Annotated in this window: 15 protein-coding genes; 6 read left to right on the plus strand and 9 right to left on the minus strand. The window is 73.0% G+C overall.

Features of this window, described 5'->3' with window-relative positions; genetic code table 11:
- The first annotated feature begins 18 nt into the window (after positions 1 to 18).
- Positions 19 to 534, plus strand: a complete 516-nt coding sequence (locus ACIP6W_RS00450; RefSeq protein WP_400427616.1) for a hypothetical protein — start codon at positions 19 to 21, stop codon at positions 532 to 534.
- Complete coding sequence (locus ACIP6W_RS00455) at positions 527 to 907, plus strand: hypothetical protein (RefSeq protein WP_400427619.1); 381 nt, start codon at positions 527 to 529, stop codon at positions 905 to 907. Before ACIP6W_RS00450 ends, ACIP6W_RS00455 begins: the two co-directional genes overlap by 8 nt.
- A 369-nt stretch (positions 908 to 1,276) precedes the next feature.
- On the opposite strand, the gene ACIP6W_RS00460 is transcribed toward ACIP6W_RS00455, so the two are convergent.
- Positions 1,277 to 2,809, minus strand: a complete 1,533-nt coding sequence (locus ACIP6W_RS00460; protein ID WP_400427622.1) for a CYTH domain-containing protein — start codon at positions 2,807 to 2,809, stop codon at positions 1,277 to 1,279.
- Positions 2,810 to 2,869: 60 nt separating this feature from the next.
- Between ACIP6W_RS00460 and ACIP6W_RS00465 the strand changes: the two genes are divergently transcribed.
- A complete protein-coding gene (locus tag ACIP6W_RS00465) occupies positions 2,870 to 3,142 on the plus strand; it encodes a mycoredoxin (RefSeq protein WP_349874149.1) in 273 nt (90 codons plus the stop codon).
- Between the two features lie 123 nt (positions 3,143 to 3,265).
- On the opposite strand, the gene ACIP6W_RS00470 is transcribed toward ACIP6W_RS00465, so the two are convergent.
- Both ACIP6W_RS00470 and ACIP6W_RS00475 read right to left on the minus strand, forming a co-directional pair.
- Positions 3,266 to 5,392, minus strand: coding sequence for a DEAD/DEAH box helicase (locus ACIP6W_RS00470; RefSeq protein ID WP_400427624.1), 2,127 nt, complete (start codon positions 5,390 to 5,392; stop codon positions 3,266 to 3,268).
- 476 nt (positions 5,393 to 5,868) lie between these two features.
- Entirely contained in the window at positions 5,869 to 7,113 is a 1,245-nt protein-coding gene (locus tag ACIP6W_RS00475; RefSeq protein ID WP_400427626.1) for a phosphotransferase enzyme family protein, read from the minus strand.
- Between the two features lie 80 nt (positions 7,114 to 7,193).
- Between ACIP6W_RS00475 and ACIP6W_RS00480 the strand changes: the two genes are divergently transcribed.
- On the plus strand, positions 7,194 to 8,270 hold the full coding sequence (locus ACIP6W_RS00480; protein WP_400427628.1) for an aromatic acid exporter family protein: 1,077 nt from the start codon (positions 7,194 to 7,196) through the stop codon (positions 8,268 to 8,270).
- Between the two features lie 50 nt (positions 8,271 to 8,320).
- Here ACIP6W_RS00480 and ACIP6W_RS00485 read toward each other — a convergent pair whose 3' ends face one another.
- A complete protein-coding gene (locus ACIP6W_RS00485; RefSeq protein ID WP_400427630.1) occupies positions 8,321 to 8,734 on the minus strand; it encodes a hypothetical protein in 414 nt (137 codons plus the stop codon).
- A gap of 217 nt (positions 8,735 to 8,951) precedes the next feature.
- Between ACIP6W_RS00485 and ACIP6W_RS00490 the strand changes: the two genes are divergently transcribed.
- Both ACIP6W_RS00490 and ACIP6W_RS00495 read left to right on the plus strand, forming a co-directional pair.
- Positions 8,952 to 9,629: a response regulator transcription factor gene (locus ACIP6W_RS00490; protein WP_066653196.1), complete on the plus strand. Its 678-nt coding sequence runs from the start codon at positions 8,952 to 8,954 to the stop codon at positions 9,627 to 9,629.
- Complete coding sequence (locus ACIP6W_RS00495; RefSeq protein ID WP_400427632.1) at positions 9,626 to 11,125, plus strand: sensor histidine kinase; 1,500 nt, start codon at positions 9,626 to 9,628, stop codon at positions 11,123 to 11,125. Before ACIP6W_RS00490 ends, ACIP6W_RS00495 begins: the two co-directional genes overlap by 4 nt.
- A 36-nt stretch (positions 11,126 to 11,161) precedes the next feature.
- Here ACIP6W_RS00495 and ACIP6W_RS00500 read toward each other — a convergent pair whose 3' ends face one another.
- The 5 genes from ACIP6W_RS00500 to ACIP6W_RS00520 form a co-directional block, all read right to left on the minus strand.
- Complete coding sequence (locus ACIP6W_RS00500; protein ID WP_400427634.1) at positions 11,162 to 14,575, minus strand: error-prone DNA polymerase; 3,414 nt, start codon at positions 14,573 to 14,575, stop codon at positions 11,162 to 11,164.
- Between the two features lie 10 nt (positions 14,576 to 14,585).
- Positions 14,586 to 16,196: a DNA polymerase Y family protein gene (locus ACIP6W_RS00505; protein ID WP_400427636.1), complete on the minus strand. Its 1,611-nt coding sequence runs from the start codon at positions 16,194 to 16,196 to the stop codon at positions 14,586 to 14,588.
- Between the two features lie 83 nt (positions 16,197 to 16,279).
- On the minus strand, positions 16,280 to 17,176 hold the full coding sequence (locus tag ACIP6W_RS00510; protein WP_400427638.1) for a hypothetical protein: 897 nt from the start codon (positions 17,174 to 17,176) through the stop codon (positions 16,280 to 16,282).
- 118 nt (positions 17,177 to 17,294) lie between these two features.
- Positions 17,295 to 18,797 (minus strand): anthranilate synthase component I family protein, encoded by a 1,503-nt coding sequence (locus ACIP6W_RS00515; RefSeq protein ID WP_400427641.1) that lies wholly within the window; start codon positions 18,795 to 18,797, stop codon positions 17,295 to 17,297.
- Entirely contained in the window at positions 18,776 to 19,744 is a 969-nt protein-coding gene (locus tag ACIP6W_RS00520) for an aldose 1-epimerase family protein (protein WP_400427644.1), read from the minus strand. The genes ACIP6W_RS00515 and ACIP6W_RS00520 overlap by 22 nt, the downstream gene beginning before the upstream one ends.
- Positions 19,745 to 19,778 lie beyond the last annotated feature (34 nt).

Raw genomic sequence — 19,778 nt, forward strand, 5'->3', positions numbered from 1 at the left:
CCTCATGGCAGGAGAAAGATGTTTGACCCACAAACCACCTTCGGCTGGTTCGATGTGGTCGGTCTAGGTCTAACACTCCTCGGCCTCGCTCTGGCCTACCTTCAGGCTCGTGGTGCGAACAAGGTGGCCAAGGCCACGGCTCGAGCAGCAAAAGAAACTCAAGCTACTCTCGCTCATAACCAGCTCCTCTATGCCCTCGGGCAAGTGCAGCAGGTGGTCAATGACATCGATAGCGCCGCAACAGGTGAAGATCGCAGCGTGCTTATCTTCTCCCTCGTTCGTTTCGCGAATGTTGCGACCGAGTCGGCTCAGTTGCTGGACAAGCATGACGAAGAACACGGAGCTCTACCCGAGGACTTGCGAAAATTGTCTGAAGATGCACTAAATCTCAAAGCAACAATAGCACGCAGTTCCGTCACAAAGATCTCCCGCCCCTCTGAAGCACTGAGGCTCGAATTGAGTAGAGCGAGCCTGCGGTTGACTACAACTACTACAGATCTTCGTAATTCTATCCAAGGAGTATCCGGTGTTTGAGGAAGACGAATGGGCAGAGATTGCCGCACGACTTGTTCGACTGACGCAAGCCCACCGTCTTTCCTGGGAACTCGAAGATAGGCAGTCGGGACAAACGTTCGTAACGGATGCGACTCGCTTTACTCGATATGAACTCGCAGCAAAGGATAATGATAATCGCTTCCCATTCACGCTGTCCGTCTACCAGCGCGATGGAGCCAACCCCGACCGCCCGTACGACACTTTCGAAACGATTCCCTTCAACCCAGAGGACGGGTCTCCTTCGGACTGGATCAACGATTTGTTCCCTCTGGTCCGACGCAACGTTACTGGCGCTCCGAAGATCGCCGCGGCTCTCCTCCGCGAACTGGATTCACTCGCCGAATCAGATTGAGAAGATTCACTGAAAGTGATTTAGACGGAGATCAGACTTTCACGCCTAGCGGGCCCGGCAAGTCGCAGTCGGAAATAGTGCTCGGCACGGGGAAGGCCTTGGCCAGGACTCAATTTAGACGCAGGTGAGCCGGTCGGCCTAACATCTGGAGGCTCAACGAGTGAGCCCCGGCATTTCAGGATTGATTAGTCCACTTGTGAAGGCTCGACCCACGCACGTCGGTTGGCCACCGCCGGTCGTTTCGTCAGAGCGACAAGACTCCGATGAAATCGAGCAAGTCCTGTCGATGCGGCGGCTCCGCGGCGCCGATCGCCTCCTACTGAGCGGAACCGCGACGGCAGTGCGCCGACCTCCTGCTGCTCGCCGAGTTCAGACGCGGTTGAGCGCGTGCACCGCCTGGTCGTAGGAGTCCTCGGCGAGCCGCACCCGGTCCCCCGCGAGCACGCCGTAGCCGAACGTGCCCTCGCCGCCACGCTCGGCGATGCCGGAGTGCACCCGGAGCACGTCGAGGGCGTGCAGCGACCGGACCCGCTCGGTGAGCACGTCCGCGGCGTCGCCGATCCGCTTCCACAGCGCGTGCGGGAAGGCCTCGTCACCGAGCACGTCCATCGCCGCACGGGCACGCATGGCGGCGCGCCAGGCGTCCTCGGTCGCGGCACGGTCGGCGGCCTCACGGTCCACGAGCCCGACGCTCTCGTCCTCGTCCCCGACGGCGTTCCGGACGAGCTCGCGGACGCGGGGCTTCTCGACCGCCGAGACGTCCTGCGCGACGCGCTTCGGTGACCGCAGCGCCCACTCGGTCGGAGCCGGCCGCTCGACGGCGTCGTCCAGGGCGTCGAGGAGCTCGAGGTACGGCTCCGAGTGCAGGAACGCGGTGACCTCGCCGACCGCGACCGCACGGCGCTCGCGGGTGGCGGCGAGCACCCGCTCGCGGGTCATCGCGTCGACGAGCAGGTCCTGCGCCGGGGTCGACGCGTGGGGCAGCCGCTCCACGAGGTAGTCGGCCAGCGCCGCACGCGCCGTCACCGCGGCCAGGGCGTCCGCGGCCGCCGCTGCCCGGTCGGTCGCCGCGGTCGCGGGGAAGGCCGGCCGGTACGAGCCCAGCACCGCGGCGATGTCGAGGGCGGTCCGGGCCGTCTCGCGGAGGTCTGCCTCGGCCCCGGTGCGCAGCTGTCCCTCGAGGGCGAGCAGGGCCGTGCGCAGCTTGCGCAGGCGCTTCGTCAGTGCCCGTGCTGCGGTCTGCTTGTCGGGCTTCTCCGCCGTGCGGAGTCGCGCGGCCGGTGCGCCCTCGAGCCCACGGGCGAGCTTCGAGGTGACTGCCGCGGGGTGCGCGCCGACGGCGGCGAAGCGTCCGTCGAGCGCGGCGAAGAGTTCGTGCGCCACCTGCTCGTCGACACCCTCGGCCGCCTCCACCTCGACCTCGCGCCAGGTGCGCGGGGTCGCGGGCGCCTGGTCGTCGAGTCGCCGGGCGACCACGCGGTCGTCGGCGAGCTCGGCGACCTGGTCGTCGTCCTCGTCGAGCAGCCGGACGACCGCCCGCGTGGTGGTGATGCGGACGACGGGGCGCAGCCCGCGACCCCGGCGCTCGGTGAAGAGCGCGGCGAGGACCTCGTCGGGCACCGCGTCGGCGTCGTCCGTCAGGGGGAAGTGCTGCTCGTGCCGGACCGTCTCCGACGCGGCGCGCTTGATGTGCCAGCCGGCGTCCGGCCCGCCCGTCCGTCGGCGGACGGTCACCCGCGAGGCGACGAGGTCGTACCGCTCGGTGTCCCAGTAGGTGGCGTCGAGCTCGAACTGCTCCTGGTGCTCCGTCCGGGCGATGCTGCCGACGCCGATGAGGTCCGGCAGGTCGTCGCCCTCGGGCATGTCGTACGTACGCTCGATCTCGAGGTGGGTGTCCGTCACGCGGTCCTGTCTACCAGGGGTCACCGGGGTTCCCCGAACCGGCGGGGTTAGCCTGGGCACATGAGCGAGACAGTCACCCGCGACGCGTTCGTGCCCGAGGCCGGCGGCGTCACGATGTTCACGACCAGCTGGTGCGGCTACTGCGCCCGGCTGAAGAACCAGATGACGAAGGCGGGCGTGCCCTTCCGCGAGGTCGACATCGAACAGACCCCGGGCACGGCCGAGCTCGTCGCCGAGGTCAACGGTGGCAATCAGACCGTGCCGACGCTGGTGTTCCCGGACGGCAGCACGGCGACGAACCCGTCCCTGGCCGAGGTGCAGTCGCGCGTCTGACGCCGGACGTCGCCGGCGCGCTGCACGACCGGAAGCGGCTCGAACCACGGAAGTCCGTGGTCCGAGCCGCTTCGTGTTCTGCGGGAGCACATCGCGCCACGGCGCGGCGCCGCGCCCGAGCGCTCAGCCCCCGAGCGCCTCCGTCAGCAGCGCCACCATCGCGTCGAGCTGGATGTCGCCCGAGTCGTCGATCTCCTCGTCGGAGCCGTCGAGCGCGCGGGCGGCCAGGGACGCCTTCGAGTCGATGAGCTCGGCGATCTTGGTGTCGATCGTCTGCGCCGCGATGATGCGCCACGCGGTGACGGGCTCTTCCTGCCCGATCCGGTGCACGCGGTCGATCGCCTGCGTCTGCTCGGCGGAGGTCCACGACAGCTCGGCGAGCACGACGTTCGATGCCACCTGCAGGTTCAGGCCGACGCCGGCGGCGGTGAGCGAGCAGACGATCACGGCCACGTCGGGGTCGTTCACGAACGCGTCGATCTCGGCCGTGCGCTGTGCGGGCGTCTGGTCGCCGCGGACGGTCGCGGTCTTCAGGTGCCGGCGGGCGAAGACCTCCTCCGCCTGGTCCATGACGTCGAGGTGTTTCGCGAAGAACACGACCTTGCCGACGTTCGACGCGAGCTGCGCCGCGTAGTCCGCCGCGAGCTGCGCCTTGGCGCGACCGATCCGCCGCACCATCGAGAACACGTTCTCGCCGGTCGACGACGCGTCCTGGTCCTCGAGCTCCCACCGCGCGACCTGGCGGACGAGCTTGTGGTCGATGCCGACGACCGGGTCCTGCCCGGTGCGGGCGTCGAGCGCCTGGTGGTAGCGCCGGACCAGCTTCGCGGTGAGCTCGCGCTCGGCGTCGCGGATCGAGCGGCCCTCGTCGCCGTCGAGCTCGACCGGGATGTCGGCGATGCGACGGGCGGGGATGTCCGCGGCGACGTCGACCTTGCGGCGTCGGACGATGCCCTGGTCGATGACGGCCTTGCGGGCCTCGACGAAGAAGCCGGGGTCGGCCGGGGTGAGCCCGATGTCCTCGAGCTCGTTCATGAGCGTCGCGCGGGGCTTCTTGTCGTCGATCCAGCCGAGGAACTCCCAGATGGTGCGGAAGTCCTCGACCGAGTTGATCAGCGGGGTACCGGTCAGCGCCAGGAACAGCGGCGACGACACCCGCGCACGGATCTGCTCGGCGAGCTGCAGCACGAACCGGGAGCGCTGCGACTCCTTGTTCTTGATGAAGTGGGCCTCGTCGACGACCATGCCCTTGAAGCCGAAGGCCCCGAGCCAGCCGGCGTGCCGGTCGAGGATCTCGTAGTTCACGATGACGATGTCGGCGAAGCCGTCCAGGTCGTCCCCGTCGCCGTGGATGACGGTGGCGGTGCGGTTCGGCACCCAGCGCTCGGCCTCGCGCGCCCAGTTGGTCTTCACGACGTTGGGCACGACCACCAGCAGCGGGAAGGCGTTCGCGGCGTCGGCGGCGAGCAGCGACTGCGCGGTCTTGCCGAGGCCGGGCTCGTCCGCGAGCAGGAACGTGCGGTGTCCCTGCGCCGCGGCGGCGACGAGCTCCGCCTGGTGCTTCATCAGCGTGGTGCCGGACCGCGAGTGCAGCGAGGTCGGCTCCGGCAACGGCATCGACGCCGCGCCACCGCCGGCGCCGTACTCGAACGACTTGAACAGCGGACCGAACAGCTCCCAGTTCGCCAGGCGACGCGGGTGGGCGACGGGCTGGTCGGCGAGGGCGAAGTCGGGCGCGAGGAAGGGGTTGGCCAGCTGGCGCTGCACGACCGCCTGCGGCACGACCGAGCGCACCGGGGCGTCGACCACCGGGGACGGCTCGGCCGCGATGACGAGGTCCTCGGGCTGCAGTTCCATGCCGCCGGCGATCATCATGTCGCGCTTGACCGTGCGGGTCGCCTCGCTCACCGAGGCCTCCTCGGTCAGCAGCTGGATCACGCTGGTGTCCCGCGCGGCGGTCTTCGCCAGGATCGTGGCGACACCGTCGAGACGCTTGAGCTGCTCGGCGCGCTGCGCGTCGGTGAGCTCCGGGTCGGCCTTGACCCGTGCGCGCTCCTCGCGCATCAGCAGCGCGACCGCCTGGAACTTCGACCGGTTGGACGCCTTCAGCGGTCCGCGCTGCGCCGCCGCCTCCACCTCGCGCACCGCGCGGGCGAGCACCGGGATGACGCCGTCGTTGTCCAGCGGGCGGGTACGGCGCGACGCGGTCCGCGTCCCGCCGGCTGCTCGCCGGGTGCCTGATCGAGCCAACGCTCCTCCTGTTCCGCCCGTTCTCCACGGGCGAGCCGCCGTCGTGGCGGGAAGTCCTCGACCGGCGTCTGGCACGACCCCGGTCCGCGGGCCACCCTGGCCCGCTCGTGCGCCGGTCCCGCCGTGGGACGTCCGGTGGACTCCCGCGGTCCGTGCAGCCGGCACCCCTCGGGTGCTCGACACGACGATCCGCGCCGGGACCCGGCGCCGTCGCACGCACGTGGTGCCCGTCGGACGCCCACGGATCCGGTCCCCACGTCGGTCAAGTGACCGACTGCCACGTCCGGAAACGACGCGGCACGCGACGACACGGTGCGTGCTGGACTCAGTTTACTCCCGCACCCCCGACGGAGGCGACTCGACGGGACCCGCGCGCGTCGCGCCTCCCGTCCGACCGCGCGGTGGAGGGGACGCCACGACGGCCGGGAGGCACTGCCCACCACCACCGCGCGGCCGGCGACCGTCCGACGGCCGGGTCAGACCTGCGGTGCCGACCGCGGACGGAGGGTGCCGGCCGACGGCACCGCCGGCGCCGCCTCGGCGAGCGCCGCACGCGTCGCCGCAAGCAGCTGTTGCGCCGTCCGGATGCCGTTCTCGGACCCGGTCGTCGCCTGCCCACCGGCGTGCGCGAGGAGCTGCGCGCCGATCGCCGGACCGATGCGGTCGGCCTCGGCCGGGTTCCGGGCGACCCAGTCGCGGGCGACCGCGTCGGCGAGCCGCTCCGCCGCTGCCCCGCGCTCGGCGTCCCCACGGGACCGGTGCCACAGGCCGGTGACGACCAGGTGCGCGACGACCGCACCCACGTCGCGGACCGGGAACCCCCAGCCCGCCGTGTCGATGTCGAGCAGGCCGGAGATGCGCCACGGCTCGTCCTCGTCGACGAAGACCTGCTCGAGGTGCAGGTCGCCGTGCACCACCTGCTTGGGGGCGGCCCCCCAACCGATGGACCGCCGCCCGATGCCGTCGTAGAGCTCGTCGATCTCGGCCGCGTCCTGCGGCAGGGCGGCGACGAGCGTGCGCCGGTGCCAGTCGGCGTGGTCCATCGCGTCCGCGCGGGCCTGCTGCGTCATCGGCACCGTCGCGATCCGGCCGGTCAGGGCGGCGAGGGAGGCGACGAACCGCGGGTCGTCGGCGATCTCGGTGATGCGGCTGCCCGCGGGCACCCCGCGGATGCGCTCGAGCACGAGCAGGCCGTCACCCCGGCTCGACAGCACCCGCGGGACCGGCAGCCCGGCGGCGACGAACTGCTCGTGGGTCTCGACGATCGGCGCGACGCGGTGCGGGCGGACGATCTTCAGGAACAGCACGCGCTCCGGGGCGTCGACGCGCACGACCGCGCGCTTCCCCGGGCGGTAGGCGGCGACCGACAGCGTCGGGTCGGTGACCGGCAGGCCGAGGCCGGCGAGGAGCTCGGCGACGGCGTCGCGGTACGTCACCTGCGGCAGCACCGGGAGCCCCGGGTCGTTCGGGTAGGCCCAGACCGAGACCGGGTCACCGGTGGCGGGGTCGGTGACGATGGCGCTGTTCTGGTCGTGGGCGCCACCGGTGTCGACGTAGGTCAGGACGGTGGCCCGCTGGCCGGCGCGGTCGACGGTGTCGACCTCGTAGCCGTACAGGTACCCGTTGCCCGACGGCTCGACCGAGTGCGCGCGTGCGGCCACGACGGAGGTCCCGGAGCCGGCGAAGGCCTGCGGGATGACGCGCTCGTGGTTGGGCCACACGGGACCAGTCAACCGTGCCGCGGCGGATTCGTCGCCATCGTGCACGGCTCGGCGTGCGGCTGGTGGCTACCGTGGTCGTCGTGAACCCGGTCGCGCGCCTCCGCAGTTCCAGCCGCACGCCGTTCCTGCAGGTCGTGAAGACCGCGGTCGCCGTGGTCGCGGCGGTGCTGCTCTGCCGGGTCCTCATCGACGGACCGTTCCCCACCTTCGCCGCGATCGCCGCGCTGCTCGTGGTGCAGCCGAGCATCAACCAGTCGTTCGTGAAGGGTCTCGAGCGCAGCGCCGGTGTGGTGCTCGGGGTGGTGCTGGCGACCGCGTTCCACCTGCTGCTCGGCGACTCGGTCTGGGTCGTGCTCGTCGTCATCGTCCTGGCGATCCTGCTGAGCTGGGCGCTCCGGCTGACCCCGACCTCGGCGACCCAGGTCGGCATCAGCGGCATGCTCGTGCTGACCGCGGGGGTCGTCACACCGAACTACTCGGCCGACCGGATCCTGGAGACCGTCATCGGTGCGGTCGTCGCACTGGCGGTGAACGCCGTGATCGTGCCGCCGGTCCTGCTCGAGCCGGCACACCTCGCGGTCGCTCGCCTGGCGCGCGACACCGCCGCCGCGTTCGAACGGATCGCGATCGGCCTCACCGAGGGCTGGGACGCCGGCCGGTGGGACGAGGCCCTGCGGCAGGCGCGGGCGCTCCGGCAGCAGCACGCCCGCGCCGAGGCCTCGCTCACCGCTGCGGGCGAGTCCCTCACGATGAACCCTCGCGGCGGCCGGCACCGGACGATCCTGGAGCGGGACACCGCGGTCGCGGAGCACCTCCGTGTGCTCGTCACGCGCGTCACCGGGATGACCCGGGCGATCCGCGACAACACCGCACCGGACCTCCGGTCGGACCCGGTGGTGGGCAGCATCGCGACCGAGGTCGCCCGGATCGGGGCGGACGTGCGCGCGCTGAGCGCGCGGGTCGAGGCGACGCGACTGCACCACGCGGAGCGTGACGGCTTCACGGGCACCGCCGCGGACGACACGTCGGCCACGGAGCCCGCGTTGACGGCGCCGCTCGAGGTCGTCCGACCGAACTCACGGCACTGGGTGCTGATCGGCGCTCTGCTCGAGGACATCCGACGGGTGCGCGAGGAGCTGCTCGGCGAGGACGACTGAGGCGAGTCCCAGGCCGTCGCGCGGGCGCGTCAGGCCGTCGCGCGGACGCGTCAGGCCGTAGCGCGGTGCTCCGCGCGGCCGGACACCGCCGCGGGTCCGGCGCCCGACGCCTCGGCCGCTGCCTCGACCGCGACCGCCGCCTCGACGGCAGCCGCCGCCTCGACGGCGGTGAGGACGAGTCGGTCCCACAGGGCCGTCGTCGACGCGTGGTCGTCCGACCGGACGCCCTCGAAGCCCTGGATGGTCGCGACCGCACGATCCGGGCCGGCTTCGTAGGCCGCACGGCTCGCGACGTCCGGGACCGCGCTCAGCAGCTCCGCGACGACCCGCTCGCGGCGGACGTCCTCCAGTTCGCCGAGCACGTCGATGCCGTGCCGCGCCGCCTCGAGCTCCGCGTGCAACCGGACGATGGCCGGGTGGTCGCTGACGTCCGGACGGTACGGACGGTTCTCCTGGTCCTGCATGGTGCCCCCTCGGGACACTGCGTCGGGTACGCCGTGTCCGGTGCGGAGCCTAGCAACGCGCTGCTCGCGCGGCCGATACCCCACTCTGCGGGACGGAACGTTCTGCCCTCGTCCGGGTGGCGCGGACGAGTCGCTGTGACGAGATTCAGCGACTTCCGAGCCGGAACCGCCCACGGACCGCCGTTCCCTGCCACGATGGGGGCCGAGGAGGTCGATCATGCGCCTGTTGGTGGTCGAGGACGACGACGAGATGCGTGCGCTCATGGAGCGTGGGCTCGCGGCAGAGGGGTACCGCGTCACGGCGGTCGAGAACGGTGTCGAGGCGCTCATCGCCCTCGGCGAGCAGGCCTTCGACCTCGCGGTGGTCGACGTCATGATGCCGGGCATGTCCGGCTTCGAGCTGGCCCGCCGGATCCGCGAGCGCGAGGACCCCGTGCGCATCCTGCTCGTCACCGCGCGCGACGCCGTCGACGACCGGGTCTTCGGGCTCGACGCCGGCGCGGACGACTACCTCACGAAGCCCTTCGCCTTCGCCGAGCTGACCGCCCGCCTCCGCGCGCTCGGTCGCCGCGAGTCGGCCGCCGGGCAGCGGGTCATCGAGGTCGGCGACGTCGCCATCGACTCCGAGGCCCGACGGGTCTCGATCAAGGGCCAGCGCGTCGCCGTCAGCCCGACCGAGTTCGCCCTGCTCCGGCTGCTCGCCCGATCGGTCGGCACGGTCGTCGACCGTCCGAAGATCCTCGAGGAGGTCTGGGACGGCTCGCAGCACGTCGACCCGAACGTCGTCGAGCAGTACATCTCGTACCTCCGCAAGAAGCTGACCTCGCACGAGGCGACGGTCGCCATCGCGACGGTCCGGGGCCGCGGCTACCGGCTCGACCTGCTCGGGGCGTGACCGGGTCGGCACCCACGACCGGGACGGGCCGCGGCGGACGCGGACTGCCCCGGCCGCTCCGGGTGCTCTCGCTCCGTGCGCGCATCACCATCGGCTCGACGGCCATCGCGGCGGTCGTGATCCTGCTGCTCGTGCTCGTCATGCGCTTCCAGGTCGTCAGCGTCGTCGCGAGCGCCACCCGGACCCTGCTCGACGCCGACGTCGACCCGTACGTCGCGACGCTCGAGGTCGACAGCGACCCCGACCTGTCCGCACCCGGCAACGCCCAGCTCGTCGCCGTCGTGGCGCCCTCCGGCCAGATCCGGCTGTCGACCATGCCGCCCCGGGTCGAACGGGCGCTCGGCAGCCTGACGTCGACCGAGGCCGGCACGTCGCTGATCACCGTCTCCGGGTCGGAGTACCGCGTCGTCATCGAGCACCCGGTGAACGCCGCCGGGCGGTGGACCGTCGTCGCCGCACGCAACTCGCAGGCCGAGGCAATCGTGGTCGACGACCTCACCACGACCCTGTCGCTCACCGGCCTCGCGATCCTCATCGCGTTCGGCATCGCGTCGTGGGCCCTCGCCACCGCCGCACTCCGCCCGGTGAACCGGATGCGCCGCGAAGCCGAGCGGCTCTCCGTCGCACCCGAGCGTGCGGAGCTGCCGGTCGGCCCGGCGCAGGACGAACTGGCCTCGCTCGCCACCACGCTGAACGCCTTCCTCGCCCGGACCCGCCAGGTGACGGAGCGCGAGCGTCAGATGGTCTCGGACGCCAGCCACGAGCTGCGGACGCCCCTCGCGATCCTCACGACCCAGCTCGACCTGGCCTCGCTCGACGGCGACGACGCGGCGGCGCTCGCGGCGCACATCGACCGCGCCAAGCGGAGCGTCGCCCGGCTCTCGCGGCTCGCGAACGACCTGCTCACGCTGTCGCGCATCGAGGACGCGGAGGAGCGCGAGCAGGACGGCGCGCAGCCGACGACCACCTGGAGCGACCTGGGCGACGAGGTCATGGCCGCCGTCGACCGCGTGCGCCTCATCGCCTCGGCGAAGGACGTCACGGTGGACTTCGACCTCGAGCGGACCCCGGACCCGGTGGGGGCGGCGGAACCGCGCTTCCGCCTCGACACCGGTGGCATGGCGCAGCTCGTCACGAACACGGCGAGCAACGCGGTCGCCGCGCTCCCCCGCGGCGGCGGCGTCTTCGTGTCGTGGCGGGTCGAGGGCGACGAGGGCGTCCTGCAGGTCACGGACGACGGGCCCGGCGTCCCTGAGTCGTTCATCCCCGTCGCGTTCGACCGGTTCACCCGGCCGGACGAAGCCCGGACCTCTCGTCGCGACCCGGACCCGGCGACGGGCGGGGTGCCGGTGCCCGGTGGGTCGGGCCTCGGGCTCGCGATCGTGCGTGCCATCGCGGAGCGGTCGGGAGGCACGGCCGCCCTCCGCAACGTCCGTTCCGGTGGTCTCGAGGTCACCGTGCGCATCCCCGTGGTGCGCGAGCAGACCGGGTCCTGACCGGCACCGGGGGTCGCGCGATCGGGCCCCGACCGGTCACTGGAAGTCCCGCGACCGGGTCCGCACCGCCAGCGGCAGGTGCTCGATGCGGTCCGCCACCAGGTTCACCACGCCGTCCGGCGACCGTTCGAGGATCCCCCGCACCACCACGGCCGGTGACTCCCGCGCCACCCGCCGGTACCGCCCCCACACCCCGACGCTGCAGATGACGTTCACCAGGCCGGTCTCGTCCTCGACGTTCAGGAACGTGATGCCCGACGCCGTCGCCGGGCGCTGCCGGTGCGTCACGATGCCGCCCACCTCGACCCGTCGTCCGGTCTCCGCCGTCGCGGTGTCCTGCACGCTGAGCACCCCGCGGGCACGCAGTCGCGGCCGGACGTGGTGCACCGGGTGGTCGTCGGTCGACATGCCCGTCGACCACATGTCCGCGATCAGGACGTCCCCACTCGTCATCTGCCCGAACAGCGGCGGCTGCACGGTGACCTGGGTGTCGGGCAGCTGGTCGGGTCGTTCCGCTGCCGCCTGCGCCGCCGACCACATGCCGCTGCGCCGGTCGATGCCGAGCCCGGCGAAGGCGTCCGCCGCGGCCAGGGCCTCGAGCTGCGCCGTCGTCAGCCGGACCCGCCGGGCCAGGTCGGACATGTCCGTGAAGGGTCCGTGCAGCTCGCGCTCCGCGACGATCGCCTCGGCGCTCCTCCGACCGAGCGAGGCGACCTCGGCGAGGCCCAGTCGGACGGCGAAGGCACCGTCGCGGCGGTGTTCCGCGGTGTCGTCGGGCAGCGAGCCGTCGAACGGCAGCACGGGCGGCTGCTCCTCAGCCAGGCAGGTGTCGGATCCCGGCGCACCGCCCTCGCCGTCGGGCAGGGGCTCCAGCGTCGCGTCGACCGCCGAGCGCAGGATGTCCGGCCGCAGGACCCGCACCCCGTGCCGCCGGGCGTCGGCCACCAGGGTCTGCGGTGAGTAGAACCCCATCGGCTGCGCCCGGAGCAGCGCCGCCAGGAACGCCCCCGGGTAGTGCAACCGCATCCAGGCACTCGCGTAGACGATGAGCGCGAAGCTGATCGAGTGGCTCTCCGCGAACCCGAAGTTCGCGAACGCCTGGATCTTGGCGTAGATCGCGTCGGCGTCCTCGCCGTGGATGTCGTTCGCCGCCATCCCCGCGTAGAGCTTCTCGCGCAACCGCTCGATCTTCTCGTGGCCGCGCTTCGAGCCCATCGCCCGGCGGAGCAGGTCCGCGTCGTCCCCGGAGCACCCGCCGACGGCGATGGCCATCTGCATGAGCTGCTCCTGGAAGAGCGGCACCCCGAGCGTCCGCTCGAGCACGGGCTCGAGCGACGGGTGGATGTACGTGATCGGTTCCTCGCCCGTCCGGCGCCGGATGTACGGGTGCACGGCGCCGCCCTGGATCGGCCCCGGGCGGACCAGCGCGACCTCGATCACCAGGTCGTAGAACCGCCGGGGCAGCAGCCGCGGGAGCGTGCCCATCTGTGCGCGTGACTCCACCTGGAACACCCCGATCGTGTCCGCGCGGCAGAGCTGGTCGTAGACGCCCTGTTCCTCCTTCGGGATCGAGTGCATGTCCCAGCGCTCCCCGCAGTGCTCGTCGGCCAGGTCGAACGAGTACTGCAGTGCCGCGAGCATCCCGAGCCCGAGCATGTCGAACTTCACGAGCCCCATGAAGGCGCAGTCGTCCTTGTCCCACTGCAGCACGGTCCGACCGTCCATGCGGGCGTGCTCGATGGGCACGACCTCGCCCACGGGCCGGTCGGTGAGCACCATGCCGCCGGAGTGGATGCCGAGGTGCCGGGGGAAGCCGAGCACCTGCTGTGCCATGTCGACCACGGTGTCCGGGATGTCGTGGTCCTGGCTCTCGGTGACCGATCCCCACCGCTCGACCTGCTTCGACCAGGCGTCCTGCTGCCCGGGGCTGTGCCCGAGTGCCTTCGCCATGTCCCGCACCGCACCCTTCGGCCGGTAGGTGATGACGTTCGCGACCTGTGCCGCGTTGAACCGTCCGTACTTCTCGTAGACGTACTGGATCACCTCTTCGCGACGGTCCGAGTCGAAGTCGACGTCGATGTCGGGCTCCTCGTCGCGCATCGCCGACAGGAACCGCTCGAACGGCAGTCCGTACCGGATCGAGTCGACCGCGGTGATCTCGAGCAGGTAGCAGACGGCCGAGTTCGCCGCCGAGCCGCGCCCCTGGCACAGGATGCCCCGCTGTCGGGCGTACTGCACCATGTCCCGCACGATCAGGAAGTACCCCGGGAAGTCCTTGTCCGCGATGACGGAGAGCTCCCGCTCGATGCGCTCGCGCTTCTGCGGGTCGACACCGTCGGCGCTGCCCGGGTAGAACCGTCGGGCACCCTGCCAGGTGAGCTCGCGCAGCCACGACATCGTCGTGTGTCCCTCGGGGACCTCGACGTCGGGCAGCCCGGGCTTGGCGGTCCGCAGGCGGAAGCCGAGCTCGTCGGCCAGGTCGACGCTCGTCTCGACGGCGCCCGGCCACCGGGCGAAGCGCCTGGCCATCTCGGCACCGGACCGCAGGTGGGCGGTGGGGGCCGCCGGCAGCCAGCCGTCGATCTCGTCGAGGCTGCGCCGCGCCCGCACGGCCGCCAGCGCGGTCGCCACGGGGAAGCGGTCGGGGGTCGCGTAGTGCACGTTCCCGGTGGCCACGACGGGCAGCCCGTGCCGCGCTGCGAGCGCCGCGAGGACGTCGTTCCTGGCGGTGTCGAGCGGTTCGCCGTGGTCGGTCAGCTCGACGACCACCCCGGCCGTGCCGAACCGGTCGAGCAGCGCACGCAGGGCCTCGTCCGCCGCCGACTCGCCCCCGCGCTCGAGGGCCTGGCGCACGGTGCCCTTCCGACAGCCCGTGAGGACCCGCCAGTGCCCGTCGGCCTGCGCCGCGAGCTCGTCGAGGTCGTACTGCGGCCGCCCCTTCTCGGCACCGGCGGCCAGGTTCGCCCGCGTGACGGCGGCCGCGAGCCGGTGGTAGCCGTCCTGGCCGTCGGCGAGGAGCAGCAGGTGCGTGCCCTCCGGGTCGGGGACGCCGTTCTGCGGTTCGGTCAGCCCGAGGGACAGCTCGGTGCCGTACACGGTCGTCACGGTCGGGTACGCCTCGGCCACCTCGGCCATCCGGGCAGCACCGTAGAACCCGTCGTGGTCGGTCAGCGCCAGGCCGTGCAGGTGCAGCCGGGCGGCCTCCTCCACCAGGTGCTCCGGACCGCTGGCGCCGTCGAGGAAGCTGAAGGTCGAGTGCGCGTGCAGCTCGGCGTACGGCACGACCGGGGCGTCGTCGTCGGCCACGGGTGTCGGCGGGACGTACCGGGACCGCTTGCGTGACCACGCCGGGCTGTCCCCGCCGTCTCCGGCGTGCGCACTGTCCGGACGCTTGTCCGACAGGGCGCGCTCGAACTGCGACCACGGGATCGGTGGGTTGCTGTAGCCCATCAGGTCTCCTTCACGTCGCGACCGCCTCGGCCCACCACCGGTGGTCGGCGAGCACCAGGTACCAGGCCCGGCCGTCGTCGTCGACGAGCTGCAGTCGGTGCAGTCGCCGCCCGCCGGCCTCCCACCACCGCACGACGAGCGGCCACGGCCCCGCCCACGCGGTCACGGACGCGTACCGGCCGCCGCGCTCGCCCTCGGCCCGGAACCGCTCCGGCACCCCGGTCAGTGCGCCGCGGTCGTCGACGTCGACGGTGGCGCCCCCCGCTGCCACGACGTCCACCGGACGGGGCCGCTCGAGCACGGTCGCGGGCGGTGGGCCAGGGAGCCGCCCCGGCCACGGTCGGTCGCGCACGGTCGCCAGCGCCCGCTCGCCGCCGACCGGAGCGTCGCCCCACGGCACGAGCACGACGCGCTCGGCCAGTGTGCGGCCGCCGCCGATCCGCGGGGTGACCACGCCCTCGTGCCCCACGAGCCCCTGCACCCGGGCGAGGGCGTGGTGCACCCGCTCGTCGGGTCCGGTCCCCCAGAGTCCGCGCTCGTGGTTCGACGCGTCGTCGACCGCGACCGGCTCGAGCACCACCTGGACCACGGGTGCCTCGAGCCCCGAGGGGTCCACGCCGCCGGCGAGCTGCCAGCGCACGCGGTCGACGACGTCGGCGGCGTCGAACCAACGCGGGTGCACCCAGGTCCGTTCGAGCAGCAGGTCGCGTTCGTCGACGATGCCCACCCGGATCGTGGTCGCGACGAGTCCGGCCGCGCGCAGCCGTGCGGCGAAGTCGTCGGCCGACCGGCGGAAGGCGAACGCCACCTGGTCGGCTCGGTCGAGCGGCGGTTCGAAGGACGCCTCGACCCGGAGCTCCGGCGGGACCGCCCGCGCGGCGACCTCGCGCGGGTCACGGCCGCCCGCCAGCCGGTGCAGGAACGCCCCGGCGACACCGAACCGGTCGCGCACCTGCTCGTCGCCGAGCGCGGCGAAGTCGCCGAGCGTGGCGATGCCGAGCCGCCCGAGCACCATCGCCAGGTCCGGGTCGCCGAGCACCCCGAGCGGCAGGTCCGCCAGGAACGCGGCCGACCCGCCCACCGGAACGATGCGCACGCGCTCCCCCGGCCGCACCGGACGCGCCCGCGCTGCCTGCTCGGCCGCGAACGGGGTGTCCGCCACCCCGGCGCGCACACCCGGGGCACCGTGGTCGGCAGCGATCCCGGCCAGCGTCGCCGCGGCTGCCCGCTCGCCGCCGTAGTACCGAGCGGGCCCCCGGGAGCGCAGGGCGACCGTGCCCGGACGCAGGACCTCGACCCCGGGGACCGCCTCCTCGATCGCGCGGATGACGGGTTCGAACGCGCGGTGGTCGAGCGCGTCGTCGTAGGGCTCGACCACGAGTTCCGGGCAGCGTGCCTGGGCCTCGCGCACGCGGAGGCCCCGCACGACCCCCTGCTGCCGGGCACTGGCCGAGCTGGCGAACACCACTCCCTTCGCCACCAGGGCGAACGGGTGCTCGGGCGGCGACCCCGCGGCCCGAGCGGCCGCGATCACCGGCCAGTCCGGGCACCAGAGCACGATCGTGCGCGTGGGCGGCGGTTCCGGCAGGGCACCACCACGAGCCAGCGCGTCGGCACGCACGGCCCCCGGCCCCGGCACCCCCGCGCCGACGGTCCCCCGGGTCGCACCGCGTAGCGAGGCGGCACGGGCTCGTCCCCGCGGACTCACGACGCCACCGCGACCGGGCGGAGCACCCGGGACGCCCCGGCACCGTCGGCCCCCACGGCGCCGGGGGCACCGGCGACGCCCGTGCCGGTACCGCCGGCCCGCGCGACGAGGGGCGCAGCGGGTCGCACCGCCCCGTCGGCCGCCGGCAGCAGCAGGTCGGCGCTGACGGGGCGTCCGGCCCCCGCGCGACCGGACGCCGTCACCGTGGCACGCCGCTCCGTCAGGTACCCGTGGCCGTCGCCGATGCCGTTCCACACCGAGCCGCTCACCCGCAGCGTGACGTCGGCGCCCGGCCAGGCCCCGAGGGCGACGAGCGCTCCGCCCCGCTGCCGCAACCGCGCGGACAGCCGGGAGACGTCACCGGGCACGACCCGGCCGAGCGGTCGCGTCAGGACGACCTGTGCCACGTCGGCGAGTGCCGCGGTCACCGTGAGCCACTGGTCGCCCGGGTCGGGCACGAGCACGAGCCGTTCGAGGTCGATCCCCATCGCCGCCGCCGCCTCGACCCCGAAGGACGGCACCCCGACCACGGCGCACCATGCGCCCTCGGCCGATGCCGCCTGCAGCATGGTCATGGCGAGCAGCACGGACTCCTGCACGGCGTAGGACCCCCCGACCCGGATCGCGCCGCCGGGCAGCAACGGCTGCAGGGCGTCGGCGGTGGGGAGCCCCTGGACGTCGACGCGGGGCGCTTCCATCTCGGAGACCCGGGAGCGCAGCGCCGTGATGCGTTCGAGCGCCGCCCGGGCGTCGCCCAGGTGGTCGACGCGTCGGGTCGGACGGGTCGACCCCGACCGGCCCCCCGCGCGAGCAGGGACGTCGGGCCCGGTCGCCCCCTCGGGCCCGGGCGACAGGAGTGCCGCCGCCGTCTGCATGCCCTCATATTCGAACATGTGTTCGATGATGTCAACCGGGTCCGACATCCGCCGGACGACCGGATCGAACACCCGTTCGACACGCCCGGACCGCACCGGGCGGCGGAACCGCCCCGCACCGGGACGGTCGTCCGGCTCACCAGCGGGCCGAGGCCCCCAGTGCTCCGAACACCGACCGCGTCTTCGTCTCGACCTCGTCTGCCTCGTCCGACGCGACCGAGGACCACGTCACCGCGCCTCCGGCCCCGAACGTCCGAGACCGTTCCGCTCCCCGGTCGTCCAGCACCGTCACCAGTGTGCGGATGGCCACCGACAGGTCGACCGAACCGTCCGCCGAGAAGTACCCGACCGCCCCCGAGTACACGCCCCGCGGCGCGCCCTCGAGCCGGTCGGCGATGGCCATCGCGCTGATCTTCGGCGCCCCCGTCATCGACCCCGGCGGGAACGCGGCGCGCACGACCGCCGCGCGGGACGCCCCGGCCGGCAGCACGGCGGACACCGTCGACACGAGCTGGTGCACGGTCGCGTAGGTCTCGACGTCGCAGAGCCGCTCGACGTGCACCGTTCCCGGCACCGCCGTCCGGAGCAGGTCGTTCCGCAGCAGGTCGACGATCATGACGTTCTCGGCGCGGTCCTTCGCGCTCGCAGCGAGTGCCGTACGCGCTGCGGCGTCGCGGTCCGGGTCCGTGTCGCGGGGCCGGGTGCCCTTGATCGGCTCAGCGACGACCGTGCCGTCGGCGTCGACCCGCAGGAACCGCTCCGGGGAACGGCTCGCGACCCGCAGGGGGCCGAGTCGCAGCCAGGCACCGAACGGGACGGGGTCCGCACGCCGCAGTCGCAGGTACTCGACCAGGTGCGGATCGGTGGCGGGCGCGAGCAGGGCCTCCCGTCCGGACGCACCGACCGCGAAGGCGGTCGTGAGGCACACCTGGAACGCGTTCCCGTCACGGATCTCGGCGCGGCACGCCTCGACCGCCGCCTCGTACGCGTCGCGGGTCACGCGTCCGTCGGCGTCGACCGGGAGGCCCGTGGCACCGTCCGGCGGGTCGGCCGACGGCCGTCCCGTGTGCGGCCCGTCGAGCCACGCACGGTTCGCCGCACTGGCCACCGGTTCGTCGTCGGTCACCAGTGCGAGCGCCCAGGCGCTGCCGTCGGCGTGCACCACGACCGCGCGGTCCACGAAACGCAGGTCGGCGTCCGCGTGCGCCGCGGTGCGGTCCGGGCCGCCGGACTCCCGTCCGAGCTCGTACCCGAGGAACCCGACCCAGCCGAGCGCGAAGCCGCAGCCCGGCACCGGGGCGTCGAGCTGCGGGGTCCACGTCAGCAGGTCGTCGAGCACCGCGAACGCGGCACGCCCCTCGGTGCGCGACGCCCCGAACCACTGCCGTGCGGCGGACGGGACGTCGAGCACCGCACGTCGGTCCTCGTGCCGGAACCGCGTCGCGAACGGTCCGTCGGTGTGGGCGAGGACCGACCAGCGGGCGCGTCCGCGAGCGACCTCCGGAGCCCCCTCCGGCAGCCCGGAGTCCAGCCAGACGACGTCGGACCCGGTGGCGGCCGCCAGCGCGCCGAGGTCGGGCGTGCCGTCGAGCCGTCGCGCGAGGACCCGCGCTCGGGTCAGACCGCGGCGATCGTCCACGAGGCGGCATGCGCGGCTCCGGGGGCGAGCACGACGAGCCCGGCTTCCTCGCCCGCGTTGAAGGCGTCCGGTGCGCAGGTCATCGGCTCGACCGCGAGGCCGACGCGGTGGTACTCCGGCACGACGTGGTCAGCGGTGTGCACCTGCGCCCAGCCGCACTCCGGCCCGAAGGACACCCGGACCCCGTGGCCGTCCGCCGCGGTGAGCACGATCGTCGCCAGCCCGTCGCCGTTCCGGTCGAACCCGGTGAACGCGTGGTCGATGAAACGGTCGCCGATCGCGGTCGCGGTGCGCAGGTCGAACTCGTCGTGCACGGGGGCGGTGCCGGTCGGCACGAGACGGTCCTCGGTGACCTCGAGCACCTCGGCGGCGGGCAGGGTGAGGGTCCAGTCGTCGACGCGACCGGCGCCGGCGACGAGGTACGGGTGCGGCCCGGTCCCCCACGGTGCCGCGTCCCCACCGGTGTTCGTCCCGGTGACGGTCGTGTGCAGCCCGTCGGCGTCGACGCGGTACTCGACGAGCACCTCGACGCGGTACGGGTACCCCTCCTGCGCGGGGACGGTCGTGGCGAGCACGGCACGGTCGGGCTCGTGGACCACGATGCGGAAGTCGGTCCAGGCGACGAGGCCGTGCAGCGCGTGGTGCCGCTTCGGTTCGGTCAGGGCGAGCTCGTGGTCCTGTCCGCCGAAGGTGTACCGGCCGTCGACGACCCGGTTCGGCCACGGGGCCAGGACGGCGCCGCGGAAGGCCGGACGGACCTCGTCGGCGGCGAACGGGACGACCAGGTCGCGTCCGTCGGCGCGGAGTGTCCGGAGCGACGCCCCGACCGAGGCGATCTCGGCGGTGTACCCGCCGGCGGTGATCGTCAGGGCGGACCCGGACAGCGGGGATCCGGCCAGGTGAGGACCGGTCGGCTGGGAACCGGTCACGGGGGCGTCGTTGCTCATGCGCAACAGCGTACTGGGGTGCGGCGGCCCGGAA

It is taken from the genome of Curtobacterium sp. NPDC088465 (assembly GCF_044753165.1).
In the GTDB taxonomy this organism is placed as follows: Bacteria; Actinomycetota; Actinomycetes; order Actinomycetales; family Microbacteriaceae; genus Curtobacterium.